Origin of the sequence: Streptomyces sp. Tu 3180, assembly GCF_009852415.1 — a bacterium.
Lineage (GTDB): Bacteria > Actinomycetota > Actinomycetes > Streptomycetales > Streptomycetaceae > Streptomyces.
The window spans coordinates 2,037,381-2,064,018 of the sequence record NZ_WOXS01000002.1; the positions used below are offsets into that span (position 1 = coordinate 2,037,381).

23 protein-coding genes are annotated in these 26,638 nt (G+C 73.1%); 12 read left to right on the forward strand and 11 right to left on the reverse strand.

Translation table 11 applies throughout. From position 1 onward, the window contains the following. Positions 1-66: 66 nt before the first annotated feature. Positions 67-2,604, reverse strand: a complete 2,538-nt coding sequence (locus GL259_RS10070) for an FHA domain-containing protein (RefSeq protein ID WP_208026453.1) — start codon at positions 2,602-2,604, stop codon at positions 67-69. Positions 2,605-2,846: 242 nt separating this feature from the next. On the opposite strand from GL259_RS10070, the gene GL259_RS10075 reads away from it, so the two are divergent. Together GL259_RS10075 and serB are read left to right on the forward strand one after the other, a co-directional pair. Continuing rightward, complete coding sequence (locus GL259_RS10075) at positions 2,847-4,814, forward strand: streptophobe family protein (RefSeq protein ID WP_159531262.1); 1,968 nt, start codon at positions 2,847-2,849, stop codon at positions 4,812-4,814. 183 nt (positions 4,815-4,997) lie between these two features. Then, positions 4,998-6,206 (forward strand): phosphoserine phosphatase SerB, encoded by a 1,209-nt coding sequence (gene serB / locus GL259_RS10080; protein WP_159531264.1) that lies wholly within the window; start codon positions 4,998-5,000, stop codon positions 6,204-6,206. A 109-nt stretch (positions 6,207-6,315) separates the two neighbouring features. Here serB and GL259_RS10085 read toward each other — a convergent pair whose 3' ends face one another. From GL259_RS10085 to GL259_RS10100, 4 genes are all read right to left on the reverse strand, one after another. After that, a complete protein-coding gene (locus GL259_RS10085; protein WP_159531266.1) occupies positions 6,316-6,834 on the reverse strand; it encodes a histidine phosphatase family protein in 519 nt (172 codons plus the stop codon). 64 nt (positions 6,835-6,898) lie between these two features. Next, a complete protein-coding gene (locus GL259_RS10090; RefSeq protein WP_159531268.1) occupies positions 6,899-7,105 on the reverse strand; it encodes a hypothetical protein in 207 nt (68 codons plus the stop codon). A gap of 177 nt (positions 7,106-7,282) precedes the next feature. Next, a complete protein-coding gene (locus GL259_RS39310; protein WP_006132620.1) occupies positions 7,283-7,399 on the reverse strand; it encodes an SGM_5486 family transporter-associated protein in 117 nt (38 codons plus the stop codon). A 60-nt stretch (positions 7,400-7,459) separates the two neighbouring features. Next, a complete protein-coding gene (locus tag GL259_RS10100; protein WP_159531270.1) occupies positions 7,460-8,800 on the reverse strand; it encodes an MFS transporter in 1,341 nt (446 codons plus the stop codon). Between the two features lie 79 nt (positions 8,801-8,879). Between GL259_RS10100 and GL259_RS10105 the strand changes: the two genes are divergently transcribed. Next, a complete protein-coding gene (locus GL259_RS10105; RefSeq protein ID WP_159531272.1) occupies positions 8,880-9,575 on the forward strand; it encodes a FadR/GntR family transcriptional regulator in 696 nt (231 codons plus the stop codon). Between the two features lie 173 nt (positions 9,576-9,748). Here the strand turns inward: GL259_RS10105 and fabI are convergent, their stop codons facing one another. Further along, positions 9,749-10,516 carry an enoyl-ACP reductase FabI gene (gene fabI / locus GL259_RS10110; RefSeq protein WP_159531274.1) on the reverse strand — a complete coding sequence of 256 codons (768 nt, stop codon included), beginning with the start codon at positions 10,514-10,516 and terminating at the stop codon, positions 9,749-9,751. A gap of 5 nt (positions 10,517-10,521) precedes the next feature. After that, the gene (gene fabG / locus GL259_RS10115) at positions 10,522-11,241 is read right to left on the reverse strand and encodes a 3-oxoacyl-[acyl-carrier-protein] reductase (RefSeq protein WP_159531276.1); all 720 of its coding nucleotides are present in this window, start codon (positions 11,239-11,241) and stop codon (positions 10,522-10,524) included. A gap of 304 nt (positions 11,242-11,545) precedes the next feature. On the opposite strand from fabG, the gene GL259_RS10120 reads away from it, so the two are divergent. The 3 genes from GL259_RS10120 (at position 11,546) to tyrS (ending at position 15,795) form a co-directional block, all read left to right on the forward strand. Beyond that, complete coding sequence (locus tag GL259_RS10120) at positions 11,546-13,069, forward strand: TldD/PmbA family protein (RefSeq protein ID WP_159531278.1); 1,524 nt, start codon at positions 11,546-11,548, stop codon at positions 13,067-13,069. Next, positions 13,066-14,460, forward strand: a complete 1,395-nt coding sequence (locus tag GL259_RS10125) for a metallopeptidase TldD-related protein (protein WP_159531280.1) — start codon at positions 13,066-13,068, stop codon at positions 14,458-14,460. The genes GL259_RS10120 and GL259_RS10125 overlap by 4 nt, the downstream gene beginning before the upstream one ends. 66 nt (positions 14,461-14,526) lie before the next feature. Further along, the gene (gene tyrS, locus GL259_RS10130; RefSeq protein WP_159531282.1) at positions 14,527-15,795 is read left to right on the forward strand and encodes a tyrosine--tRNA ligase; all 1,269 of its coding nucleotides are present in this window, start codon (positions 14,527-14,529) and stop codon (positions 15,793-15,795) included. Positions 15,796-15,858: 63 nt separating this feature from the next. Here the strand turns inward: tyrS and GL259_RS10135 are convergent, their stop codons facing one another. Then, positions 15,859-16,134, reverse strand: a complete 276-nt coding sequence (locus tag GL259_RS10135) for a GlsB/YeaQ/YmgE family stress response membrane protein (protein ID WP_159531284.1) — start codon at positions 16,132-16,134, stop codon at positions 15,859-15,861. Between the two features lie 244 nt (positions 16,135-16,378). Here GL259_RS10135 and GL259_RS10140 point away from each other — a divergent pair, with 244 nt between their 5' ends. Next, a complete protein-coding gene (locus tag GL259_RS10140; RefSeq protein ID WP_166461635.1) occupies positions 16,379-16,777 on the forward strand; it encodes a DUF3099 domain-containing protein in 399 nt (132 codons plus the stop codon). A gap of 244 nt (positions 16,778-17,021) precedes the next feature. Continuing rightward, positions 17,022-17,246, forward strand: a complete 225-nt coding sequence (locus GL259_RS10145; RefSeq protein ID WP_159538531.1) for a hypothetical protein — start codon at positions 17,022-17,024, stop codon at positions 17,244-17,246. 52 nt (positions 17,247-17,298) lie between these two features. On the opposite strand, the gene moaA is transcribed toward GL259_RS10145, so the two are convergent. The 3 genes from moaA to GL259_RS10160 form a co-directional block, all read right to left on the reverse strand. After that, positions 17,299-18,288 (reverse strand): GTP 3',8-cyclase MoaA, encoded by a 990-nt coding sequence (moaA, locus tag GL259_RS10150; RefSeq protein ID WP_159531286.1) that lies wholly within the window; start codon positions 18,286-18,288, stop codon positions 17,299-17,301. A gap of 157 nt (positions 18,289-18,445) precedes the next feature. Next, positions 18,446-20,074 carry a cation acetate symporter gene (locus GL259_RS10155; RefSeq protein WP_159531288.1) on the reverse strand — a complete coding sequence of 543 codons (1,629 nt, stop codon included), beginning with the start codon at positions 20,072-20,074 and terminating at the stop codon, positions 18,446-18,448. Then, the gene (locus GL259_RS10160; protein ID WP_159531290.1) at positions 20,071-20,427 is read right to left on the reverse strand and encodes a DUF485 domain-containing protein; all 357 of its coding nucleotides are present in this window, start codon (positions 20,425-20,427) and stop codon (positions 20,071-20,073) included. The genes GL259_RS10155 and GL259_RS10160 overlap by 4 nt, the downstream gene beginning before the upstream one ends. A 347-nt stretch (positions 20,428-20,774) precedes the next feature. Here GL259_RS10160 and GL259_RS10165 point away from each other — a divergent pair, with 347 nt between their 5' ends. The 4 genes from GL259_RS10165 to GL259_RS10180 all read left to right on the forward strand — a co-directional run bounded on the left by GL259_RS10165 (position 20,775) and on the right by GL259_RS10180 (position 26,587). Then, entirely contained in the window at positions 20,775-22,307 is a 1,533-nt protein-coding gene (locus tag GL259_RS10165) for a S8 family serine peptidase (protein WP_159531292.1), read from the forward strand. A 60-nt stretch (positions 22,308-22,367) separates the two neighbouring features. Beyond that, positions 22,368-23,891 (forward strand): S8 family serine peptidase, encoded by a 1,524-nt coding sequence (locus GL259_RS10170; RefSeq protein WP_159531294.1) that lies wholly within the window; start codon positions 22,368-22,370, stop codon positions 23,889-23,891. 119 nt (positions 23,892-24,010) lie between these two features. Beyond that, positions 24,011-25,396: a CoA transferase gene (locus tag GL259_RS10175; protein ID WP_159531296.1), complete on the forward strand. Its 1,386-nt coding sequence runs from the start codon at positions 24,011-24,013 to the stop codon at positions 25,394-25,396. Positions 25,397-25,585: 189 nt separating this feature from the next. Beyond that, positions 25,586-26,587, forward strand: a complete 1,002-nt coding sequence (locus tag GL259_RS10180; RefSeq protein WP_243762553.1) for a CopD family protein — start codon at positions 25,586-25,588, stop codon at positions 26,585-26,587. The last annotated feature ends 51 nt before the right edge of the window (positions 26,588-26,638 follow it).

Genomic DNA, 26,638 nt, shown 5'->3' on the forward strand with positions numbered 1-26,638 from the left:
GACACGGACACCGAAGGGCGGCACCCTCCTGACGGGGTGCCGCCCTTCGGGGCCGTACGGGGCCGGCTACTTGCGCATGACCTCGGGCTCGTGGCGGCGCAGGAAGCGGGCCACGAAGAAGCCGCAGACCACACCGAGGGCGATCAGGGCGGCCATGTCCATGCCCCAGGTGCCGAGGGTGTGCTCCCACAGCGGGTCGGTGTCGCCGCCCTCCTCCGGCGGGCTGATCCTGTTGAAGTCGAGCGTGGCGCCGGCGGCGGCCACCGCCCAGCGCGACGGCATCAGGAACGAGAACTGGTTGACGCCGACCGTGCCGTTCAGGGCGAACAGGCAGCCGGTGAAGACGACCTGGATGATCGCGAACATCACCAGCAGCGGCATGGTCTTCTCGGCGGTCTTCACCAGCGAGGAGATGATCAGGCCGAACATCATCGAGGTGAAGCCCAGCGCCATGATCGGCAGCGACAGCTCGACCAGCGTGGCGCCGCCGAGGACCAGGCCCTCCTCCGGGATCTCCCGGCTGGAGAAGCCGATGACGCCGACCAGCAGGCCCTGCAGCACGGTGATCATGCCGAGCACGAACACCTTGGACATCAGGTACGCCGAGCGGGACAGGCCGGTGGCGCGCTCCCGCTCGTAGATGACCCGTTCCTTGATCAGCTCACGCACCGAGTTCGCCGCGCCGGCGAAGCAGGCGCCGACCGCGAGGATCAGCAGGACCGTGGTCGCCGTGCCGTTCGGGATGATCCGGCCGGTCTGCGGGTGGGCCGGGTTGGGCAGCAGGCCGCGGTCCGGGTCGATGAGCAGGCTCACCGCGCCGAGGACGGCCGGCAGGATCACCATCAGGGCGAGGAAGCCCTTGTCGGAGGCGATCACCGAGACGTAGCGGCGCACCAGGGTGACGAACTGCGACATCCAGCCCTGCGGCTTCGGCGGCTTCATCGCCTGCATCGCCGGGACCTGTACGGACTGCGGCGCGACCGCGTCGATGTCCGCGGCGTACATCTGGTAGTGCTGCGAGCCCTTCCAGCGGCCCGCCCAGTCGTAGTCGCGGTAGTTCTCGAAGGCGGAGAAGACGTCGGCCCAGGTGTCGTAGCCGAAGAAGTTCAGCGCCTCCTCGGGCGGCCCGAAGTAGGCGACGGAGCCGCCGGGCGCCATCACCAGGAGCTTGTCGCACAGCGCCAGCTCGGCCACCGAGTGGGTGACGACGAGGACCGTGCGGCCGTCGTCGGCCAGGCCGCGCAGCAGCTGCATGACGTCGCGGTCCATGCCCGGGTCGAGGCCGGAGGTCGGCTCGTCCAGGAAGATCAGCGACGGCTTGGTGAGCAGCTCCAGGGCGACGGAGACGCGCTTGCGCTGGCCGCCGGACAGGGACGTGACCTTCTTGTCCTTGTGGATGTCCAGCTTGAGCTCGCGCAGCACCTCGTCGATGCGGGACTCGCGCTCGGCGGCCGTGGTGTCGGCGGGGAAGCGGAGCTTGGCCGCGTACTTGAGGGCCTTCTTGACGGTCAGCTCCTTGTGCAGGATGTCGTCCTGCGGGACCAGACCGATGCGCTGGCGCAGCTCGGCGAACTGCTTGTAGAGGTTCCGGTTGTCGTAGAGGACCTCGCCCTGGTTGGCGGGCCGGTAGCCGGTGAGCGCCTTGAGCAGGGTCGACTTGCCGGAGCCGGACGGGCCGATGACCGCGATCAGCGACTTCTCCGGGACGCCGAAGGAGACGTCCTTGAGGATCTGCTTGCCGCCGTCGACCGTGACGGTCAGGTGACGGGCGGAGAAGGACACCTCACCGGTGTCGACGAACTCCTCGAGCCGGTCGCCGACGATCCGGAACGTCGAGTGGCCGACGCCCACGATGTCGGCGGGGCCGAGCAGTTGGGAGCCGCCCTTGGGGATCGGCTGGCCGTTGACGTACGTGCCGTTGTGCGAGCCCAGGTCGCGGATCTCCATGCGGCCGTCGGGCGTGGAGTGGAACTCGGCGTGGTGGCGGGACACCTGGAGGTCGGAGACGACCAGGTCGTTCTCCAGGGCACGGCCGATGCGCATCACGCGGCCGAGGGAGAACTGGTGGAACGTGGTGGGGCTGCGGTCGCCGTGGACCGGCGGCGCCCCCGCGCCGCCGCCGGGGCCCTGCTGCTGCGGGATGTGCGGCGCGGACGGCTGCGGTGCCGCGTGCTGCTGCCAGCCCGCCTGCGCGGCGGACGGCTGCTGCTGCGGCGCCGGTGCCTGCTGGGCCCAGCCCTGGTTCGCCCCCTGGGCCGCGTACGGCTGCTGCTGCGGCCGGCCCTGCGGCGCGGCGGCCGGAGCCGCGGCGCCGACGCCGGACAGCGTCACGCGCGGCCCGTCGTTGGCGTTGCCCAGGTTCAGCGCCGTGTCGGAGCCGACCTCCAGGTGGTGGATCCGCTGTCCCTGCACGAACGTGCCGTTGGTGCTGCCGTGGTCCTCGACGACCCAACTGCGGCCGTTGAAGCTGATCGTGGCGTGGCGCCAGGAGACCCTGGCGTCGTCCAGCACGACGTCTCCCTGCGGATCGCGTCCGAGGGTGTAGGACCTGGACGGATCGAGCGTCCAGGTCCGTCCGTTTGATTCCAGTACGAGTTCAGGCACTCCATGCCCCACTGAGTTGTCCCCCGAGTTTCCCCCATCGCAGGGAGTCTAGGGATGTCGAACATCGGGGGGAACTATTTCAGGCTCGGCCCTCTGACCGAAAGTCGGGCCTTGTCACGAGCGCGCACCAAGGCGTTCACGGTCTTTCGCCGGCGGGGGTTGAAATCGGCCCGGAGAGTGGTAAATCACGCGAGGGGGACACGCGCGGCCGCCCCGCCGCGCCGCGGATCGGGGGGTCTGCCATGGGTGCTGCCACGAGCGCCACAGCCGCGGAGCGCGGTACGCGCGTGCCGTGGGCCGATGTCGTCATGTCCGCGATCGCCGCGGTGAGCTGGGCGTTGATCGGGATGGCGGGGACCGCCGCGCTCGGACTGCACCTGCTGGACGCGGACGCGGCGGGTTCCCTGGGGCCGATGACCGCGGCGGTGGTGGCTCTGGGCGCGGGCGGTTCGGTCACGCCGTCCGGCGACGTGTCCGCCTTCGGACTGTCGGGGACGGAGGCCGGGACGGCCGTCGAGATCACGCCGCTGGGCGTGAGCCTGGTGGGCGCGCTGCTGCTGTCGTACTTCTTCCTGCGGTCCCTGCGGACGGCCGAAGCCGTGGTCTCCGGAGCCGAACTCCTCGCCCGCGCGGGCACGGTGGTGGCGCTGTTCGTCGCGATGACGGGCGGGCTGGTCCGGGCCGGGCACGACGTCGTCACCCTCGACGGGAGCTCGCTGGGGGCGGACGACCTGCCGGGCGCGGACGGGATCGAGATCCCGGGGCTGGGCGATCTCGGCGACGTCGAGGGCCTGGTTCCGGGCCGGATCGGCGATCTCGTCGACGCGGAGGCGGCGGTCGGGTTCACCGTCGACACGGCGCCGACGCTGCTCGGCGGCCTCGGCTGGTCGGCCGGCGTCCTGCTCGTCGCGCTGCTGGCGTCCCGCCGCACTCCCCTGCCGCGCGGCTGGGACGCCGTGCACCGGGCCGTCCGGCCGGCCGTGTCCGCCCTCGTCACGGTGGGACTGGTGGCGGTGGCGGCGGGGTGCGCCGCGGCGGGGTACGCGGCGATCGGCGACGACCATCCCCGGCGGATCGCCGGAGCGGCGCTGCTGGGGGCACCGAACGGGGTGTGGCTCGGCCTGCCGGTCGGCCTGTCCGTGCCGTGGGACGGGCGGGCGAGCGGGGCCCTGCCGGGGGTGCTCCCCCATCCCCTGGACGACCTCCTGGGGGCCGGCTCCGGCCGGTCCGTCACGCTGGGACGGCTGGCCGAGTTCGACGGGCGGGTGTGGCTGCTGGGGGTGGCGGCCGCGTCGGCGGTGCTGCTGGCGGGGGTCCTGACGGCGGTGCGGACGCCGGTGGGGCACGCGGCGGCACGGGCTCCGGGAGCGGTCGGCTTCACGGCGCGGTGCGCGCTGCGGCTGGGCGTCGCGACGGCTCTGGCGCTGCCCCTGCTGGTGTGGCTGACGGAGGTGTCCGTGAGCGCCTCGCTGTCCGTCCTCGGCTTCGACGCGTTCGGCGCCGGCCTCGAGCTGCGCGGTCACCTCGGCGTGGCGTTCCTGCTGGGCGCCGTGTGGGGCGCGGGGGCGGGTGCCTCGGGGGCGCTGCTGGCCCGGGCGAGCGGGGCCGCCGGGCGGCGGGCGGCGCCCCTGGCACGGGGTGACAGGGGGGACGGGGGCTCCGAGCACGCCGAGGGCACCGAGGGCACTGCGGGCGCTGCGGGCGCTGCGGGCGCTGCGGGCGCTGCGGGCGCAGCGGGCGCTGCGGGCGCTGCGGGCGCTGCGGGGTGGGGGCCCGCCGGGGAGTCCGGGGGCCTGGGGTACGGGGTGCGGCCCGCCGCGCCGCCCGGGCCGTACGCGCCGGGGGCTCCGTACCGGCCGCCGGATCCGGGCACCAACCCGTACCTGCGGGTGCCCGGGGGATCACGTGAGCCCGCGGACCACCGGGCGCCCGAGGACGCGCGGCCGCCCGGTGGTCCGCCGGCTCCCGGTGACCGCGGGGAGTCCGGTGACCGCGGGGAGTCCGGTGACCGCGGGGAGCCCGGTGACGTCTATGGCGCGCCCACCGTGATCGGACCCGTCGGGCCGCCCCGGCGCGGGCCCGGGCGGGGTCACGGGCCGCGGGGCGGGGCGCGGGACGGGGAGCGGCCGTCGTTGTGGCCGGACGGGGTACCGCCGCCTCCGCCGCCCCCTCCCCCGGCACCGCGCAGGCCGGAGGACGGCGGGCGCTGATCCCCGGGAACCGGACGGGAGGACGGCACGGGCCGGGACGACGGCACGGGCCGGGACGACGGGCGGCGGCTGCCGGCGGGCGGACGCAAGGTCCGGGACACCTCGGCGACACCCAGTGTTCGCTGTCCGCCAGACGGACCTCGGGGGCGCGGGGCACTGGGTGCCGGATACGGTGGAAGCACCATGAGTGCATCGCAGACCTCCGACGTCCCCACCCTCCTTGTCAAGATCTTCGGCAAGGACAGGCCGGGCATCACGGCCGGCCTCTTCGACACCCTCGCCGCCTACTCGGTCGACGTGGTCGACATCGAGCAGGTCGTCACCCGTGGCCGCATCGTGCTCTGCGCGCTCGTGACCGAGCCGCCCAAGGGGCTGGAAGGGGATCTGCGGGCGACCGTCCACAACTGGGCGGACTCGATGAAGATGCAGGCGGAGATCATCTCGGGCATCGGCGACAACCGGCCGCGCGGGCTCGGCCGCTCCCTGGTCACCGTGCTGGGCCACCCCCTCACCTCGGAGGCGACGGCGGCGATCGCCGCGCGGATCACCAAGGCCGGCGGCAACATCGACCGTATCTTCCGGCTCGCCAAGTACCCGGTGACCGCCGTGGAGTTCGCGGTGTCCGGGGTGGAGACGGAACCGCTGCGCACCGCGCTGGTGACCGACGCGACCAGGCTCGGGGTGGACATCGCCGTGGTCGCGGCGGGGCTGTACCGGAGGGCGCAGCGCCTGGTCGTCATGGACGTGGACTCGACCCTCATCCAGGACGAGGTGATCGAGCTCTTCGCCGCGCACGCCGGCTGCGAGGACGAGGTCGCCGAGGTGACGGCGGCGGCGATGCGCGGGGAGCTGGACTTCGAGCAGTCGCTGCACGCGCGCGTGGCGCTGCTGGAGGGGCTGGACGCCTCCGTGGTGGACAAGGTCCGCAGCGAGGTGCGGCTGACGCCGGGCGCCCGCACCCTGATCCGCACGCTGAAGCGCCTCGGCTTCCAAGTGGGCGTGGTCTCCGGTGGCTTCACCCAGGTCACGGACGACCTGAAGGACCGGCTGGGGCTGGACTTCGCCCAGGCCAACACCCTGGAGATCGTCGACGGGAAGCTGACCGGCCGGGTCACCGGCGAGATCGTGGACCGGGCGGGCAAGGCCCGGCTGCTGCGCCGGTTCGCGGCCGAGGCGGGGGTGCCGCTGTCGCAGACCGTGGCGATCGGTGACGGTGCCAACGACCTGGACATGCTCAACGCGGCCGGCCTCGGTGTCGCCTTCAACGCCAAGCCGGTGGTGCGCCAGGCCGCCCACACCGCGGTGAACTTCCCCTTCCTCGACACGGTCCTGTACCTGCTGGGCGTCACCCGCGAAGAGGTCGAGGCGGCCGACACGCTCGACGCGGACTGAGCCGTCGGGGCCCGGTCGCGGCACGACAAGGGGTCCGGCCTCCCCCGTCCGCGGGGCGCCGGGCCCCTTGTCGTGCCGGGTGCGCGGCCCGGCTGTCAGGCCGGGTGCGTCACCCGGTCGGCGCCCAGTAGTCGAGGAGCGTGGCGACACCGGGCTCCAGGGACTTCCAGGAGCCGGTGAAGGACAGGACGGCGAAGGCGGCGGCCGGGTAGCCGAGGCGGTTCATCCGCTCGCGGGCGTCGCCCTCGGCGGTGCCGGCCAGGATGTCGGCGAGTGCCTGGACGCCCGGGTTGTGGCCGATCAGGAGGACGTTCTGCGCGTCGTCGGGGGTTTCGTTGAGCAGGGCGATCAGCTCGCCGGGCGAGGCCTCGTAGACCCGCTCCTCGTAGACGGTCTTCGGTCGCTGCGGGAACTCCTGGACCGCGAGCTTCCAGGTCTCCCGGGTCCGGACCGCGGTGGAGCACAGGGCCAGGTCGAAGGCGATGCCGGTGTCGGCGAGCTTGCGTCCGGCGACTGCGGCGTCCATGCGGCCCCGCTCCGCGAGCGGGCGCTCGTGGTCGGACACCGGGGGCCAGTCGGCTTTCGCATGCCGGAAAAGGACAATCCTGCGGGGTTCTGCGACGCTCATGGCACCCAGCTTCGCATGAAACAGGCCACGGGGCGCAGGGAGTTGACGGCCGCCTCCGGGGCGTTCAGCGGGCCATGAGCTGCCGTGCGCGCTCGACGAGGTGGGTGATCGCGGGCTCCCCCGCGGCGGCGTGGGCGTCGGAGGGGTTCAGGACCAGGGCGAGCAGCGCGACGAAGGCGAGCACGGGCAGGGCGAGGGCCCACCACGGCAGCCTGGTGTCGACGCCGCCCCGGGGGGCCGGATGGGGCCGGGTGTGCGTGCGCGCCGACATGGGGGGCCTCCGTCCTTCGGATGGTCCGTGACCGCGTCTCGCGGTCACATCTCGAAGGTACGGATCCCCCGGGCTTCAACCCATCCGGTGATCCACCCACTTGACCCTGAGCCTGACCCCCTAGGGGATGGGGGTGCTAGCCCCACCACGGCCGCCCGGACGGGGCGGCGGGGGCCGTCACGGCGCGAGGACGGTCGCGATCACGCCGATGACGATGAAGATGGCGAAGAACGCGCCGAAGACGAGCAGCATCTTCTTCTGGCCGTTCTGCGGGTTCGGGTCGAGGACTGGCATGGGACAAGTCTCGCATCCTCCGCCCCGCGGCGGCTCCCGGGGTCGGACGGGAACGCGCGTTCACTCCCCCGTGGGGCGGGGCCGGCGGGCCGCCTCCTCCTCGACCGTGCGGTCGCGGCCGGCCAGGACGCCCGCGATCGTCTGCGGGACCATCAGGCAGGCCATCAACGCGATCGGCAGCCCCCAGCCGCCGCTGTGCTGGTGGAGCACGCCCACCAGGAGCGGCCCCGGGATGGAGATCAGGTAGCCGGTGCTCTGCGCGAAGGCCGACAGCCGGGCCACGCCCGCGCCGGTCCGGGCCCGCATCCCGACCATGGTGAGCGCCAGGGGGAAGGCGCAGTTGGCGACGCCCAGCAGCAGCACCCAGGCCCAGGCGCCGGCGGCCGGTGCGAGGTACAGGCCGGCGTACCCGGCGAGGCCGCTCACGCCCAGCACGAGCACGATGGGCCCCTGGTGGGGCAGCCGCGCGGCGAGACGCGGTATGACGAAGGCCAGCGGCACCCCCATCACCATGAGGACCGCGAGCATCAGTCCGGCCGTGTCCGCGGGCACGCCCGCGTCCCGGAAGATCTGCGCCATCCAGCCCATGGTGATGTAGGCGGCGGTCGCCTGGAGCCCGAAGAAGACGGCCAGCGCCCAGGCGGTGCGGCTGCGCGTGACGCGCGGCGCGGGCGTCTGCGCGCCGTCGGGTGCCCCCCGCCGCACGCGCCCGCCGGGGGCCCGTCCGGCCGGCGCCGTGCTCCGCTCCCGCACGAACGGGATCCACGGCAGCGCGGCGGCCGCGGCGAGGGCCGCCCACAGGGCGAGGCCCGACCGCCAGTCGCCGCCCACGGCGTCGGTCAGCGGAACGGTCACCGCGGCCGCCGCCGCGGCGCCCAGGGCGAGGGCCATCGTGTACAGACCGGTCATGGAGCCGACCCGGTCGGGGAAGTGGCGCTTGACGATGACCGGCATCAGGACGTTGCTGACGGCGATGCCCATCAGCGCGAGGGCGGTGGCGGCCAGGAAGCCCGCGGTGCCGCCCGTGAAGGGGCGGACCAGCAGGCCGGCGCCGATGGCGGCCATGCCGGCGCACACCACCGCGCCGGCGCCGAAGCGCCGGGCCAGCCGGGGCGCGGCGACCCCGAAGACGGCGAAGCACAGCGGGGGCACCGAGGTGAGCAGTCCGGCCATGCTGCCGCTCATGCCGAGCCCCTCGCGGACCTCCTCGAGCAGTGCGCCCAGGCTGGTGACGGCGGGACGGAGGTTCAGCGCGGCCAGCACGACGCCGGCGACGAGCAGCCGGGCGGTCCACGCACGCGCGGCGCCGTCCCCGGGCCCGGGGACCCCAGGCGTGACCGGAGCGCGTGCGGTCGTGGACTCGAGCGTCCGGGTTTCCTCGCCAGTCATGCGGCTCATCATAGAATCATAGGATGATTGGTTGTCCAGGTTGCTGCTGCCGGGATTGCCGTCCGGTGCCCCTGTCGTGCGAAGGTGGGCCATGCCTCTGAGCCATCCGCGTCGTTCGGCGCTGTCCGAGCAGGTCATCGCCGCGCTGCGGGCCCAGATCACCTCGGGCGAGTGGCCGGTCGGCTCGCGCATCCCCACCGAGCCGGAGCTGGTCGAGCAGCTGGGCGTCGCCCGCAACACGGTCCGCGAGGCCGTCCGCGCGCTCGCGCACAACGGGCTGCTGGACATCCGCCAGGGCTCGGGCACGTACGTGGTGGCCACGAGCGAGCTGGCCGGCGTGATGCACCGCCGCTTCGCCGGCGCCGACCCCCGGCACGTCGCCGAGCTCCGCTCCACCCTGGAGTCGGCCGCGGCGCGGCTGGCCGCACAGCGGCGCACGGAGAAGGACCTCAAACAGCTCGACACGCTGCTGCTGCGCCGCGAGGAGGCCTGGGAGTCGGGCGAGGCGGAGGCGTTCGTGGCGGCGGACGCGACGTTCCACCTGGCCGTCGTGGCCGCCTCGCACAACGACGTGATGACCGCGATGTACGCGGACCTGGGCGAGGTGCTGAGGGACTGGCTGCGCGACGACGTGGGCGGGGAGCTGACCCCGGAGACGCGCATGGACCACGGGCGGCTGGTGGACGCGATCCGCGCGGGCGACGGGGCGACGGCGGCCGAGGAGGCCGCCGCCTATCCGCTGGCGTGCCGGCCGGGGCGGTTCGGTCCCTCCACCACCGGTGGCTGACGGCCCGCCGGTGGCCGCCCCGGTCCGTGCCCCGGCGGGTGCACGCGTGCGCCCCCTCGCCCCGTACCGGGGCAGGGCGGGCGCAGGGGCGACGGCGACGGCCGCCGAGCCGGACGGGTGACACGCCGAGGGCCCGCGCCCTCTCGGGACGCGGGCCCTCGCGAGGCGTCCGGTCAGGCGCCGATGGCGTGCAGACCGCCGTCGACGTGGACGATCTCGCCCGTGGTCTTCGGGAACCAGTCGCTCAGCAGGGCGACGACACCGCGGCCGGCCGGCTCCGGGTCCTTCAGGTCCCACTCCAGCGGGGCGCGGGTGTCCCAGACGGAGGCCAGTTCGGCGAAGCCCGGGATGGACTTGGCGGCCATGGAGCCGAGCGGACCCGCCGAGACGAGGTTGCAGCGGATGTTCTGCTTGCCCAGGTCACGGGCCATGTAGCGGCTGGTCGCCTCCAGGGCGGCCTTGGCGGGGCCCATCCAGTCGTACTGCGGCCAGGCGTACTGCGCGTCGAAGGTGAGGCCGACGACGGAGCCGCCGTTCTGCATCAGCGGCAGGCAGGCCATGGTCAGCGACTTCAGGGAGAACGCCGAGACGTGCATGGCCGTGGCCACGGACTCGAACGGCGTGTTGAGGAAGTTGCCGCCGAGCGCGTCCTGCGGCGCGAAGCCGATGGAGTGCACGACGCCGTCGAGACCGCCGAGCTCCTCGCCGACGACGTCGGCCAGGCGGCCGAGGTGCTCGTCGTTGGTGACGTCGAGCTCGATGACCTTGGCGGGCTTCGGCAGCTTCCTGGCGACGCGCTCGGTCAGCGTGGGCCGGGGGAACGCGGTCAGGATGACCTCGGCGCCCTGCTCCTGGGCCAGCTTGGCGGTGTGGAAGGCGATGGAGGCCTCCGTCAGCACACCGGTGATCAGGACGCGCTTGCCCTCGAGAATTCCGCTCATGGTGATCAGTGACCCATTCCCAGTCCGCCGTCAACGGGGATGACGGCTCCAGTGATGTACGAGGCGTCGTCCGAGGCGAGGAACCGCACCGTCGCGGCGATCTCCTCCGGCTGCGCGTACCGGCCGAGCGGCACCTGCGACACGATGTTCGCGCGCTGCTCGTCGGTGAGCACCTTGGTCATGTCGGTGTCGACGAAGCCGGGCGCGACGACGTTGAAGGTGATGTTGCGCGAACCCAGCTCACGGGCGAGGGAGCGCGCGAAGCCGACCAGGCCGGCCTTGGAGGCGGCGTAGTTCGCCTGCCCCGCGGAGCCGAGCAGGCCGACCACCGAGGAGATCAGCACGACGCGGCCCTTCTTGGCGCGCAGCATGCCGCGGTTGGCGCGCTTGACCACCCGGAAGGTGCCGGTGAGGTTGGTGTCGACGACCGAGGTGAAGTCGTCCTCGGACATGCGCATCAGGAGCTGGTCCTTGGTGACGCCGGCGTTGGCCACGAGCACCTCGACGGGGCCGTGCGCCTCCTCGATCTCCTTGTAGGCCTGCTCCACCTGCTCGGCGTCGGTGATGTCGCACTTGACGGCCAGGCAGCCCAGGTCCGTCAGGGCGGCCGGCGGCTCCCCCGAGCGATACGTGATGGCGACCTTGTCTCCGGCGTCGGCGAACGCGCGGGCGATGGCGAGGCCGATGCCCCGGTTGCCTCCGGTGACGAGAACCGAGCGGCTCAACGGATCACCCTTTCGATAGCGGTTTCGTTCTCCGCCCGGACGCCCGGTGACGGGCAACGACGGCAGGCGGCTTCCCCGAAAACCTATCGGTCCGGGTCCACGGGGGGACATTCGGGCACCGACAGTGGCCGACGGGCGGCTCTGTCGGGTCCCTACAGTTTCACGCCCGCCGTCACCCCCGGTTCCCGGGGCCCGGGGAGGCCGGGACGCCGGTGTGCGGATTTTCCGGGGAACGCCGGCTGTGCGGCATGATTCACTGCCCGTGACGGTCACCCCGGCACGCACCCCGAAGGGAAACCACACCGTGCCCCATGAAGTCGATCAGTCGTTCCTGGCACTGCCCCTGAGGGCCCTCGCCGACGCCGCGCTCGCCCGCGCGCGGGCGCTCGGGGCGGAGCACGCGGACTTCCGCCTGGAGCGGGTGCGCAACGCGTCCTGGCGGTTCCGGGACGCCAAGCCGGCCGGGTCGTCGGACACCACCGACCTCGGGTACGCGGTGCGGGTGGTGCACGGCGGGACGTGGGGGTTCGCCTCCGGGGTGGACCTGTCCCTCGACGCCGCCGCCAGGGTCGCCTCGCAGGCCGTGGCCATGGCGAAGCTGTCCGCGCAGGTGATCCGGGCCGCCGGGTCGGACGAACGCGTCGAGCTGGCCGACGAGCCGGTGCACGCCGAGAAGACCTGGGTGTCGTCGTACGAGATCGATCCGTTCACCGTGCCCGACGCGGAGAAGGCCGGGCTGCTGGCCGAGTGGAGCGCGCGGCTGCTGGCGGCGGGCGGGGTGGACCACGTCGACGCCTCGCTGCTCACCGTGCACGAGAACAAGTTCTACGCCGACACCGCCGGGACCGTGACCACGCAGCAGCGTGTGCGGCTGCACCCGGTGTTCACGGCCGTGTCGGTGGACGGGTCGAGCGGTGAGTTCGACTCCATGCGCACCCTCGCACCGCCCGTCGGCCGCGGCTGGGAGTACCTGCGGGGCACCGGCTGGGACTGGGACGACGAGCTGGAGCGGATCCCGGAACTGCTCGCCGAGAAGATGCGGGCGCCGAGCGTGGAGCCGGGGCTGTACGACCTCGTCGTCGACCCGTCCAACCTGTGGCTGACCATCCACGAGTCCATCGGGCACGCCACCGAACTGGACCGCGCGCTCGGCTACGAGGCGGCCTACGCCGGGACCTCGTTCGCCACCTTCGACCTGCTGGGGAAGCTCAGGTACGGCTCGGAGCTGATGAACGTCACCGGCGACCGCACCGCCGAGCACGGCCTGGCGACCGTCGGCTACGACGACGAGGGCGTCGAGGCGCAGTCCTGGGACCTGGTGAAGGACGGCACGCTGGTCGGCTACCAGCTGGACCGCCGGATCGCGAAGCTCACCGGGTTCGAGCGGTCCAACGGGTGCGCCTTCGCGGACTCCCCCGGCCATGTGCCGGTGCAGCGCATGGCCAACGTCTCGCTGCGGCCGGATCCGGCCGGGATGTCGACGGAGGACCTGATCGGGGGCGTGGACCGGGGCGTCTACGTCGTCGGGGACCGGTCCTGGAGCATCGACATGCAGAGGTACAACTTCCAGTTCACCGGGCAGCGCTTCTACCGGATCGAGAACGGGCGGCTCGCCGGGCAGCTGCGGGACGTCGCCTACCAGGCCACGACCACCGACTTCTGGGGTTCCATGGCGGCGGTCGGCGGTCCGCAGACGTACGTCCTGGGCGGTGCCTTCAACTGCGGCAAGGCCCAGCCGGGGCAGGTGGCGGCGGTCTCGCACGGTTGCCCGTCCGCCCTCTTCAAGGGAGTCAACATTCTGAACACCACGCAGGAGGCGGGTCGATGAGCGCGCGCACCACCAAGCCGCACGAGATCGTCGAGCGCGCCCTGGAGCTGTCCCGGGCCGACGGCTGTGTCGTGATCGCCGACGAGCACTCGACCGCCAATCTGCGCTGGGCGGGCAACGCGCTGACCACGAACGGCGTCACGCGCGGGCGCACGCTCACCGTCGTCGCCACGGTGGACGGCGCCGAGGGCACCGCCTCGGGGGTGGTGTCCCGGTCCGCGGTGACCGCCGACGAGCTGGAGCCGCTGGTGCGGGCCGCCGAGGCCGCCGCGCGGGGCGCGGGGCCGGCCGAGGACGCCCAGCCGCTGGTCACGGGGCCGGCCGAGTCGCCCGGGTTCACCGAGGCGCCCGCGGAGACCTCCTCCGCCGTGTTCGCCGACTTCGCGCCGGCGCTCGGCGAGGCGTTCGCACGCGCGCGTGCGGGCGGCCGGGAACTGTACGGCTTCGCCAACCACGAGATGGTGTCCAGCTACCTGGGGACGTCGACGGGGCTGCGGCTGCGGCACGACCAGCCGAACGGGACGCTGGAGCTGAACGCCAAGTCCCCGGACCGTACCCGCTCGGCGTGGGCGGGCCGGGCCACGCGGGACTTCAAGGACGTGGACCCGGCGGCGCTCGACGCCGAGCTGGCCGTACGGCTGGGCTGGGCGCGGCGGCGGCTGGAGCTGCCCGCGGGCCGGTACGAGACGCTGCTGCCGCCGACCGCCGTGGCGGACCTGCTGATCTACCAGCTGTGGTCGGCCTCGGGCCGGGACGCGGCCGAGGGCCGCACGGTGTTCTCCCGGCCGGGCGGCGGCACCCGGATCGGCGAGAAGCTGACCGAGCTGCCGCTGACCCTGCGCAGCGACCCGGACGAGCCGGGTCTGGAGTCGGCGCCCTTCGTGATCGCGCACTCCTCCGGCGGCGACCAGTCCGTGTTCGACAACGGGCTGCCGCTGACGGCCACGGAGTGGATCCGCGAGGGCGAGCTGGCGCACCTGACCACCAGCCGGCACAGCGCGGGCCTGACCGGGCTGCCCGTGGCACCGGGGATCGACAACCTGGTCCTGGACGGGGGCGAGGACCGCTCCCTGGAGGAGATGGTCGCGGCGACCGGGCGCGGGCTGCTGCTGACCTGCCTGTGGTACATCCGCGAGGTCGACCCGGCGACGCTGCTGCTGACCGGTCTCACCCGGGACGGCGTCTACCTCGTCGAGAACGGCGAGGTGACCGGGGAGGTCAACAACTTCCGGTTCAACGAGTCGCCGGTGGACCTGCTGGGCCGGGCCGCCGAGGCGGGGCGCACGGAGCGGACGCTGCCCCGGGAGTGGGGCGACTGGTTCACCCGGGCGGCGATGCCGGCGCTGCGCGTCCCCGATTTCAACATGAGCTCCGTCAGCCAGGGCGTATAACCTCGTAGGCGTTCACAGTCGGCCGTCACCCGAACGGCCGAAGACCATCGAGGAGACACGAGAACCGTGACGGACATCGTCGACGAGCTGAAGTGGCGCGGGCTGTTCGCCCAGTCCACCGACGAGGACGCTTTGCGCAAGGCGCTCGCGGACGGTCCCGTCACGTTCTATTGCGGCTTCGACCCGACCGCGCCGTCGCTGCACGTGGGGCACCTGGTGCAGGTGCTCACCCTGCGCCGGCTCCAGCAGGCCGGTCACCGGCCGCTGGCGCTGGTCGGCGGCGCCACGGGTCAGATCGGCGACCCCCGTCCGACGGCCGAGCGCACGCTGAACCCGCCGGAGACCGTCGCCGGCTGGGTCGAGCGGCTGCGCACCCAGATCGAGCCGTTCCTGTCCTTCGAGGGCGAGAACGCGGCCACGATGGTCAACAACCTCGACTGGACGCAGAACCTCTCCGCGATCGAGTTCCTGCGGGACATCGGCAAGCACTTCCGCGTCAACAAGATGCTGACGAAGGACTCCGTCGCCCGGCGCCTTGAGTCCTCCGAGGGCATCAGCTACACGGAGTTCAGCTACCAGCTGCTGCAGGCCATGGACTTCCTCCAGCTGTACCGGAGGTACGGCTGCACGATGCAGCAGGGCGGCAGCGACCAGTGGGGCAACCTCACGGCGGGGCTGGACCTGCTGCACCGGCTGGAGCCGGAGGCCACCGTCCACGCCTACGCGACGCCGCTGATGACGAAGGCGGACGGCACCAAGTTCGGCAAGACCGAGGGCGGCGCCGTCTGGCTCGACCCGGAGATGACGACGCCGTACGCGTTCTACCAGTTCTGGCTGAACACGGACGACCGGGACGTCTCGCGCTACCTGCGCATCCTGTCCTTCCGGTCCCGCGAGGAGCTGGAGGAGCTGGAGCGGCAGACCCAGGAGCGGCCGCAGGCCCGGGCCGCGCAGCGCGCGCTGGCGGAGGAGCTGACGACCCTGGTGCACGGCGCCGGCCAGACGGCCGCCGTGATCGCCGCGTCCAAGGCCCTCTTCGGCCAGGGCGAGCTGGCGGACCTGGACGACCGGACGCTGGCGGCGGCCCTCTCCGAGGTGCCGCACGTGCGGGTGTCCGAGCTCGGCCCGGTCGTCGACCTGTTCGCCGAGGTCGGCCTGGTGGCGAGCAAGTCGGCCGCGCGGCGCACGGTGAAGGAGGGCGGTGCCTACGTGAACAACGCCAAGATCACCGCCGAGGACGCCGTGCCCGCGAAGGAGGACCTGCTGCACGGGCGCTGGCTGGTGCTGCGCCGGGGCAAGAAGAACCTGGCGGCGGTGGAGGTCACGGCCGGCTGAGCCGCGCGGGCAGGGGGCGGTCTGCGGTGCGGGGGCTGCCCCCTCCTTCCCGTGTGCGCCCCGTCATGCCCGGCGTTTGCCCCCTCGGGCCGCCGTGTAGGCGGCGTCGCCCAGGCCGACGAGGATGATCGCGGCCGCCAGTTGGAAGATGTGCCGCCACCAGTCGATGCCCGAGGTGGCGTCGACGCCCGCCGACCGTGCGATGGCGTTGCCGGCGATGCCGCCGATCATGCCCAGGATGACGGTCAGCCACAGGGGCAGGTGCTGCTTGCCCGGGATCACCGCCTTGGCGATCAGACCGAGCACGAGTCCCACGATGATCGCCCACAACCAGCCCATGGCTGCCTCCTCGTACGACGTGACGTGAGCATCACGGCCAGTGTCGGCCGATCCGCCGTACGGCGCATGTCGGGTGGTGTCGTACGCGCTGCGGCGCAGGCCGGGTGGAGGGGCGGGGGGCGCCCCGGTCTCGTGACCCGCGCGGCCGCGGCGTAACGTGGACCTGTCCGGGCCCGGTGTCCCCGACCGGTCACGGGACGGTCAGGGTCGGGAGGAGTCCGATGCGGGCGGATGGTGGAATCTGATGCGGAAGCAGCATGGCGGCGGCAGCGTCCAGGTGTTCCGGATCACCGGCGCCCGGGCGGGCCTCCAGGAGGACGTGCGCGGGCGGCAGCGCCGCTACGTGATCTCGATGGCCGTCCGTACGGTCTCGGTCATCCTCGCGGCCACGCTCTGGAACGTGGAACGGCATGTCGCGATCGTGGCCCTGGTCCTGGGGGCGGTGCTGCCGTACGTCGCGGTGGTGATCGCCAACGCGGGGCGCGAGAACGCGCCGTCGTTGCCGTCGACGTTCGTGACGACGCCGGTGAAGCCGATGATCGCGCCGCCGCGGACGAATGACGGTGCCGCGGAATCCGACCCGGAAGATGTGGCGTCCGGGCCCGTGACGGGCGCACGAACGGAGCGGCCCGAGCGGTCGTGAAGACCGGGCGTGACGGGGAACGGCGCCGAGCGGAAGCCGATTCCCCGCCAAGCTCAGGAAAAGCTCAGATCAATCATGTTGTTCCGGTGCCGGGGGCGGGGTGGGCCGTGACATACTTCGTACGCGCTCCGCATCCCCCGTCGGAGCGACGGACCGACGCCGGGCAGCTCCCCCCGTGGCTGCTCGGCGTCGCCTTTTCCCGGGGACTTCGCACCGCGCCGACCGGGTTAGGGTCGGCGGTGTGATGGTCCCTGATCCCCAGACGCCGATCTGTTCCGCCAAGGGCTGCCGTGCCGCCGCCGTGTGGGTGCTCGCCTGGAACAACCCGAAGCTCCACACCCCGGAGCGGCGCAAGACGTGGCTCGCCTGCGAGGAGCACCGCGAGCACCTCTCGCAGTTCCTCGGGGTGCGGGGGTTCCTCAAGGACGTCGTGCGGTTCGAGGAGTGGGAGGCGCCCGAGGGCGCGTAGGGACACGGCTTCCCGGCCGCCGGTGTGCGGCGTCGGCGGCTGGTGTCCGGGGTCAGCCGCCGATGGCCGACATCGGGCGGTCGGGCTGGACGAAGGACGGGTCGTCCAGGCCCGCGCCCGCCTTCTTGCCCCACATGGCCAGCTTCCAGATGCGGGCGATCTCCTCGTCGGGGGCGCCGGAGCGCAGGGCGGCGCGCAGGTCCGTCTCCTCGGTGGCGAACAGGCAGGTGCGGACCTGTCCGTCGGCCGTGAGGCGGGTGCGGTCGCAGGCGCGGCAGAAGGGGCGGGTGACGGAGGCGATGACGCCGACGCGGTGGGGGCCGCCGTCGACCAGCCAGCGCTCGGCCGGGGCGGAGCCGCGGGCCTCGTCGCCCTCGGGGGTCAGCTCGAAGCGGGTGCGCAGGGAGGTGAGGATGTCGCCCGCGGTGATCATGCCGTCGCGCTTCCAGCCGTGCTGGGCGTCCAGGGGCATCTGCTCGATGAAGCGCAGCTCGTAGTCGTGTTCCACGGCCCAGGCGAGGAGGTCGGGGGCCTCGTCGTCGTTGAGCCCCGGCATCAGGACCGAGTTGACCTTCACCGGGACCAGCCCGGCCTCGCGGGCCGCGGACAGGCCGTCGAGGACGTCCCGGTGGCGGTCGCGGCGGGTGAGGGCCTTGAAGACGTCCGGGCGGAGCGTGTCGAGGGAGACGTTGACCCGGTCCAGGCCCGCCTCCTTCAGGGCGGGCGCGGTGCGCTTCAGCCCGATGCCGTTGGTGGTGAGGGACGTCTGCGGGCGGGGCTCGAGGGCGGCGACGCGCTCGACGATGCCGACCAGGCCGGGGCGCAGCAGCGGCTCGCCGCCGGTGAAGCGGACCTCCTGGACGCCGAGGGAGGTGACGGCGACGCGGATGAGGCGGACGATCTCGTCGTCCGTGAGCAGGTCGGGCTTGGCCAGCCACTGCAGGCCCTCCTCGGGCATGCAGTAGGTGCACCGCAGATTGCACCGGTCGGTCAGCGAGACCCTCAGGTCGGTGGCCACCCGGCCGTAGGTGTCGATGAGCACGCGGCCCCCTCCCTCTGCGCGGATCACTCGTGCTCCGTACCCGTGAGCCTACGTGACGCCACCGACAACCCGCAGCGCCCCGATGCGACGAGATGTGCGGCGGCCGCGTCGTAGGGACCTCCAGGGGTCCCCGCGACGCGGCCGTCCGGGGTGCGGCTCAGTGGGCGCCGGTACCGGTCAGCGACCGGACCTCCAGCTCCGCGTACTTCCTGGCGTCGGGCTCCTCCTTGGACAGGACGGTGCCGAGCCAGCCCATCAGGAAGCCGAACGGGATGGAGATGAGACCCGGGTTCTTCAGCGGGAACCAGGCGAAGTCGACGTCCGGGAACATCGCCTTGGGGTCGCCGGAGACCACGGGCGAGAACAGCACCAGGCCGACGGCGACGACGAGACCGCCGTAGATCGACCACAGCGCGCCCTGGGTGGTGAACCGCTTCCAGAACAGGCTGTAGAGGATGGTCGGCAGGTTGGCGGACGCGGCGACCGCGAAGGCCAGCGCGACCAGGCCGGCCACGTTGAGGTCGCGGGCGAGGGCGCCCAGCGCGATGGAGACGATGCCGATGAAGACGGTCGCCCAGCGGGCCGCCCTCATCTCCTCCTTCTCGGTGGCCTTCCCCTTGCGGATGACGTTGGCGTAGATGTCGTGCGCGAAGGAGGACGACGAGGCGAGGGTGAGTCCGGCGACCACGGCGAGGATCGTCGCGAAGGCGACCGCCGAGATGGTGGCCAGCAGGATCGCGCCCCAGGCGGAGTCGACGCCGCCCAGGTGCAGGGCGAGCAGCGGGGCGGCCGTGTTGCCGGACGGGTTCGAGGCGATGATCTCGTCCTGGGAGATCAGCGCGGCGGCGCCGAAGCCGAGCGCGATGGTCATCAGGTAGAAGCCGCCGATGATGCCGATGGCCCAGTTCACGGACTTACGGGCGGCCTTGGCGTTGGGCACCGTGTAGAAGCGGATGAGGATGTGCGGCAGGCCGGCGGTGCCGAGCACCAGGGCGATGCCCAGGGAGATGAAGTCCAGCTTGGAGGTGCCGGTCGCGCCGTACTGGAGGCCGGGCTCCAGGAAGGCCGCGCCCTTGCCGCTGTTCTCGGCGGCCTTGCCCAGCAGGTCGGAGATGTTGAAGTTGAACTTCAGCAGCACCAGGAAGGTGATCAGGAGGGTGCCGCCGATGAGCAGCACGGCCTTGACCATCTGGACCCAGGTGGTGCCCTTCATGCCGCCGATGGAGACGTACACGATCATCAGGAGGCCGACCAGGGCGACGATGAGGATCTTGCCGGCGTCGGAGGTGATGCCGAGCAGCAGCGAGACGAGGACGCCCGCGCCCGCCATCTGGGCCAGCAGGTAGAAGATCGACACGACGATGGTGGAGGTGCCGGCCGCGGTGCGCACGGGGCGCTGGCGCATGCGGTAGGCGAGGACGTCGCCCATGGTGTAGCGGCCGGAGTTCCGCAGCGGCTCGGCGACCAGGAGGAGCGCCACGAGCCAGGCGACCAGGAAGCCGATGGAGTAGAGGAAGCCGTCGTAGCCGAAGAGGGCGATGGCGCCCGCGATGCCGAGGAAGGACGCGGCCGACATGTAGTCGCCGGAGACCGCGAGCCCGTTCTGGAAGGCGCTGAACTGGCGCCCGCCCGCGTAGAAGTCGGCGGCGTCCTTGGTCTGGCGGCCGGCCCAGACGGTGATGCCGAGGGTCGCGAGGACGAACAGGGCGAACAGCGTGATGATGAGCGGCCGGTGTTCGCTGGCCTCGTTCGCGGCGAGCTGGACATGGGTGATCGCGGGGCTCATGCGCCGCCCTCCATACGGGTCTTGATGGCCTCGGCCTTGGGGTCGAGCTCGGCGGCGGCGTGCCGGGAGTACCACCAGGCGATGAGGAAGGTGGTGACGAACTGCAGGACGCCGAAGACGAAGGCGACGTTGATGTTGCCGAACAGCTTGGCGCCCATGAAGTCGCCCGCGTAGTTGGAGAGCAGGACGTACAGCAGGTACCAGGCGATGAAGGCGACGGTCAGCGGGAAGGCGAAGGAGCGGTAGGAGCGGCGCAGTTCACCGAACTCAGCGCTCTCCTGCACCTCGGTGAACTCCTCGGGCGTGGGGAGTTTGCGTTGTTCCGTCGAGGGGGGCGGTGCTTCGGCGGCCACGGAGTCTCCTCGCGTAGTGGTGCGGTCGGACGGGGACGGAAGGCGAGTGTCCTCGCGCTTCCTGCACAAGGTCACGGCGCCACGCGAGGACCGGTTCAACCGTGTGCGCTTCTTTCCGCGGGACGCCGCGCGGGACGCCGCCGGGTGTGCCGCGGAGGGCGGCGCGCGGGACACCGCGCGGGACGTCTGTGGGACATTCGGGTCCTCCTTTGTGAAGTCCTTCCGGGAAAACGTTGCTGGCCAGCAACATCGCGGGATAGCTTCACCCTGCACCACCCCGTCATGTACCTGCCCGAGCACCACCTGTGCCTCGGGCCGGTTTCGTTTCCGGATGATGTGGAGACCCCATGGCTCATCTGCGTTCCAGACGCCGGCTCGCCCTCGCCGTGCCCGTCGCGCTGTCCCTGACCGCGTCGCTCGGCTTCCTGCCGGCGGCGGCCTCGGCGGCCCCGCAGACGGCGCCGGCGGCCGAGCGGGCGGCGGACGCGTCCGCCCTGGCGTACGTCGTCAACACCGCGGTGGACCGCCGCACGATCGCGTCGGTGGAGAAGGCGGTCGCCGCGGCCGGCGGGACCGTCGTGGTCACGTACGACAGGATCGGCGTGATCGTCGCCCACTCGGCGAACCCGGACTTCGGCAAGGAGATACGGAAGGCACGCGGCGTGCAGTCCGCCGGCGCCACCCGCACCGCGCCGCTGACCCCCGCCGGGACGACCGAGGAGGGCGCCGCCGACTACCTGACGGCGGCCGAGGCGGCGCGGACGAGGGCCGCCTCCGCCGCGACCCCCGGCAGCGAGCCGCTCGAGGCGGACCAGTGGGACCTGCGGGCGATCGGTGCCGACCGGGCCGCGCGGATCAACCCCGGCAGCGACAAGGTGACCGTCGCCGTGATCGACACCGGCGTCGACGACACCCACCCGGACCTCGCCCCGAACTTCTCCGCGTCCCAGTCCGCCAACTGCGCGGGCGGCGTCGCGGACACCAGCGAGGGCGCCTGGCGGCCGTACACCCCCGCCGACTACCACGGCACCCATGTGGCGGGTGAGATCGCCGCCGCCCGCAACGGCGTCGGGGTGGCCGGCGTCGCGCCCGGGGTGAAGGTCTCCGGCATCCAGGTGACCGACCCGCACAACGGCCTCTTCTACGCGGAGAGCGTCGTGTGCGCCTTCGTGTTCGCCGCCGACCACGGCGTGGAGATCACGAACAACAGCTACTACGTGGACCCGTGGCTGTACAACTGCATGGACGACCCGGACCAGAGGGCCATCGTCGACGCGGTCAACCGGGCCCAGCTGTACGCCCGGAAGAAGGGCACGCTGAACGTCGCGGCGGCCGGCAACTCCAGCCACGACCTGGCCTCCGACGCGATCGTCGACGACTCCAGCCCCAACGACACCACGCCGGTGACGCGGACCATCGACCCGAGCGAGTGCCTCGACGTGCCGACCCAGCTCCCGGGCGTCGTCACGGTCAGCGCGACGGGCGTCCACAACCTCAAGTCGTACTACTCCACGTACGGCAACGGCGTCGTCGACGTCGCGGCGCCGGGCGGCGACCGCCGCTACCAGCTGCCGGACACGCCGTCGAAGGACGGGCGCATCCTGTCCACCATGCCGAACGGCGAGTACGCCTTCCTGCAGGGCACCTCGATGGCCTCGCCGCACGCCGCCGGTGTGGCCGCGCTGCTGAAGTCCAAGCACCCGTGGGCGACCCCGGCCCAGCTGCAGGCGCTGCTGAAGGCGCAGGCGGACAACCCCGGCTGCCCGGAGTCCTACGACCAGGACGGTGACGGCGCGCAGGACGCGACGTGCGAGGGCGGCAGCCGGGTCAACGGCTTCTACGGCTTCGGCGTCGTCAACGCGCTGCGCGCCGTCAAGTGAGCCCCGGAGCATCGCACTTCGGACCCGTCCGCCCGCATTCGTGAACGAACTGGAGACCCCATGACTGTGTCCCACCCGCGCCACCGCCGTGCGGTCGCGATCCCGGCCGGGATGGCCGTGGCCACGGCGCTCGCGTTCCTGCCGAACACCGCGGCCGCGGCCGCGCCGGCCGCCGGCGCGCCGGCCGTGTCCGCCGACGCGACCCCGCTCAGCTACGTCGTCAACGTCCGTGGCGGTCACGGCGCGTCGGCGCACGTGAAGAAGGCGATCGGCGAGGCCGGCGGCACCGTCGTGACGTCGTACGACAAGATCGGCGTCATCGTCGTCCACTCCTCGAACCCCGACTTCGCGAAGACCGTCCGGAAGGTGCGCGGGGTGCAGTCGGCCGGCGCCACCCGCACCGCGCCGCTGCCGTCGGCGTCCACCGCCGACATGGGCACCCCGAAGGTGCTCAGCGCGGCGGAGGTCGCCGGGGCCGAGGCCGCCGAGGGACAGGACCCGCTCCAGGGGCTGCAGTGGGACCTGCCCGCCATCAAGGCGGACCGGGCGCACGAGAAGTCGCTGGGCAGCGCGGAGGTCACCGTCGCCGTCATCGACACCGGCGTGGACGACACCCACCCCGACATCGCGCCCAACTTCGACCGGGCCGCGTCGGTCAACTGCGTGTCGGGCAAGCCGGACACGAGCGAGGGCGCCTGGCGGCCCGGACCGTCGGAGAGCGCGCACGGCACGCACGTCGCCGGCGAGATCGCCGCCGCCAAGAACGGCGTCGGCATGACCGGCGTCGCGCCCGGCGTGAAGGTCTCGGGCATCAAGGTGTCCAACCCGGACGGCTTCTTCTACACCGAGGCCGTGGTGTGCGGCTTCATGTGGGCGGCCGAGCACGGGGTCGACGTCACCAACAACAGCTATTACACCGACCCCTGGTACTTCAACTGCACCGACGACCCGGACCAGAAGGCGCTCGTCGAGGCCGTCACCCGGGCCTCGCGGTACGCGGAGCGCAAGGGCGCGGTCAACGTGGCCGCGGCCGGCAACGAGAACTACGACCTCGCGGCCGACGAGATCACCGACCCGGTCTCCCCGAACGACTCCACCCCGTCGGAGCGGGTGATCGACCCGTCCGAGTGCTTCGACATACCGACCCAGCTGCCGGGTGTCGTGACGGTCGCGGCGACCGGCGCCAAGGGGCTGAAGTCGTCCTTCTCCAACTACGGCCGGGGTGTCGTCGACATCGCCGCGCCCGGCGGTGACTCGACGGCGTACCAGAAGCCGGAGGCCCCCGCCACCAGTGGTCTGATCCTGGGCACGCTGCCCGGCGGCAAGTGGGGCTACATGGCGGGCACGTCGATGGCGTCCCCGCACGTCGCGGGCGTCGCCGCGCTGATCAGGTCGACGCACCCGCACGCCTCGCCGGCGCTGGTGAAGGCCCTGCTGTACGCGCAGGCCGACGCCACCGCGTGCACGGACCCGTACGACATCGACGGCGACGGCAAGGTCGACGCGGTGTGCGAGGGCCCGAAGAACCGCAACGGTTTCTACGGCTGGGGCATGACCGACGCGCTGGACGCGGTGACGCGGTAGCCGGCGGGCAGGACCCTGAGAACGGAAAGGCCGGGCGTCCCGCCCGGCCTTTCCGCCGTCCGGGGCCCGGAGTCGGCCGCCCTCGCATATTGATTCAATCAATACTGCATAGTGCAGTCATGACTGATATCGCTTCCGCCTGGTCCGCGCTGGGCGGCGATCCCGCCCTCCTGGTGCGCGTGTCGGCCGTCGAACGGCCCGGTGCGCTCCGGGCGCGCCTGCCGGTGCGGGAGGCGGCGCGCGCCTGTGTGGGCGCGTGCGCGCTGGCCGCCGCGGAGCTGGGGGCGCGGCGGGCCGGACTCGCCGCCGTACCGGCGGTGCGGGTGGACGACGGCGCCGTGGCGACGGCGTTCGCCGGCGAGCGGCACCTGCGGGTGGGCGGACGGGCGCCGGTCGCCTTCGCGCCGCTGTCGCGGCTGTGGCGCACGGCCGACGGGTGGGTGCGCACCCACGCCAACTACCCGCACCACCGGGCCCGGCTGCTCACCGCGCTGGGCGTGCCGGACCGTCCGGAGGCGGTGGCGGCGGCGCTCGCCGAGCGGTCGGCGCGGGAGACCGAGGAGGCCGTGCACGCGGCCGGGGGCCTCGCCGTCGCCCTGCGCACGCCCGAGGAGTGGGCGGCGCACGCACAGGGCGCGGCGGTGGGCGGACACCCCCTGGTGGAGCGGGACCGGCTGGATTCCGCCCGCACGCGGGTGGGCCCGCGCGCGGGCCGGGACCCGCTGCTGCCCGCCGCCGGGCTGCGGGTGCTGGACCTCACCCGGGTCCTCGCGGGGCCGGTCGCCACCCGCACGCTCGCGCTGCTCGGCGCGGACGTGCTGCGGGTGGACGCCCCGTGGCTGCCCGAACTCCCCGACCAGCACGCCGACACGGGCTTCGGGAAGCGGTCGGCGCGGCTGGACCTGCGGACCGGCCGGGACACCCTCGAGGAACTGCTCGCGGCGGCGGACGTGGTGGTCACCGGGTACCGGCCGGGCGCGCTGGACCGCTTCGGGCTGACCGCCGAGGCCCTGGCCGAGCGCCGGCCCGGCGTGGTGGTGGCCCGGCTGTCGGCCTGGGGCGCCGACGGGCCGTGGGGCGGCCGTCGCGGCTTCGACAGCCTGGTCCAGGTGGCCACGGGGATCGCGGCGTTCGAGGGTTCGGCCCGGCGGCCGGGCGCGCTGCCGGTCCAGGCGCTCGACCACGGCACCGGTTATCTGCTGGCGGCCGGGGTGCTGCGGGCGCTCACCGAGCAGATGGACGAGGGCGGCAGCAGGATCGTCCGGGTGGCGCTGGCGAGGACCGCGGGGTGGCTGCTCGAAGGAGCCGTGCCCGCGTCCGCGGGGGCTGACGGTGTCTCGGGCGGGCCGGTGTCCGAGGTGCCCGCCGACGCCTGGCTCGCGGAGCGGGACAGCCCTCTGGGGACGCTGCGGTACGCGTTGTCCCCGGTGTCGTTCGCCGGCGGTCCGGACGACTGGGCACGGCCGCCCGGGCCGTGGGGGGCCGACCCGGCGCGCTGGGAGTGACGGCCGGGCCGGGGTGACGGGCCGGGGCGGCACGGCCGGACCGGCCGGCGGACGGTTCCACCGCGCCGGGCCGGGGACCGGGACCGGCCGGGCGGCTCGAAGTGTTCCCCCGGTGCGGAATGCCGCGCCGTCACTTCCGCCCCGGACTTGCCCGGTTCTGTGTGCGCTGGTGAAGATCCTGGGGTGACTGTGACGAATCCCAGGCCCGGGGCGACCGGTGCGCGCAGGGGCGCCGGGCGTCCCGGCGCCGGCCGGTCCGTCGCCGTGATCGCGCTGGTGGCACTGGCCGCGCTGATACCGCTCCTCGGCCCGGCCCCCGCGCTGCACGGCACCGGGGAGGCCGACGCGCCCGGCACCGGCGGCATCGCCCTGCTGCGCACGGTGCTGTTCGCGGCGCTGGCCGTACCCGTCGGCGAGCTGTTCGTCGGCCGGCTGATCCGCTCCGTGCCCGGCGCTCCCGCGGCCGTGCCCCGCAGCCGGTCCGTCGCGGCGTGCGCCGTCGGCTTCGTGGCCGCCCTCGGACTCGCCTCCGTGGTGGCCACCGGCAACCTGGTCCCCGACGGCCTGGCCGACGTCGACGTCGGCGGCCTGTACGCGACCCGGGACGGCAAGCTCGCCCTCCTGGAGGTCAACGCGTTCCTGGCGGCGGGCCTGTGCGCCGCGTCCGGCCGTCCGGGCACCCAGGTCTGGCCGCTGGCCGCGGTGGTGGTCGCGGAGGCCCTGCGCGCGCATCCGACGACCGAGTACAGCCCGCTGGTCGGCTCCGGGCTGACGCTGGTGCACCTGATCTGCTCGTCGCTGTGGGCGGGCGGCCTGCTGTACGTGCTGCGCACCCTGCGGCTGTGGCGGGGCGCGGAGGCGGGCGGCGCGCTGCTGGGGCGCTACGCGCGCGCGGCGGCCGTGCTGCTCGTCGCCGTCACCGCGACGGGGGTGTGCAGTTCGCTGCGCAGGATGCCGCCGGAGACGGTCCTGGAGCAGCTGACGGACACGGCGTACGGGCGTGTCCTGCTCGCCAAGGTGATCCTGGTGGCCGGTGTCGCCGTCCTCGCCCTGTGGGCCCGGATCCGGCTGGCCCGCGCGGCCGACCCGCTGACCGCCGCCACCCCCGCGCGGGCGGAGGTGTGGACGCTGGGCGTGGTGGTCGCCGCGTCGGGTCTGCTGACCGCTCTGCCGGTGCCGATCCGCTGGTGAGGGACGGCCGCTCCCGGGCGGCGCCGGGTGGGGACCGGCCCCTGTCCGCCG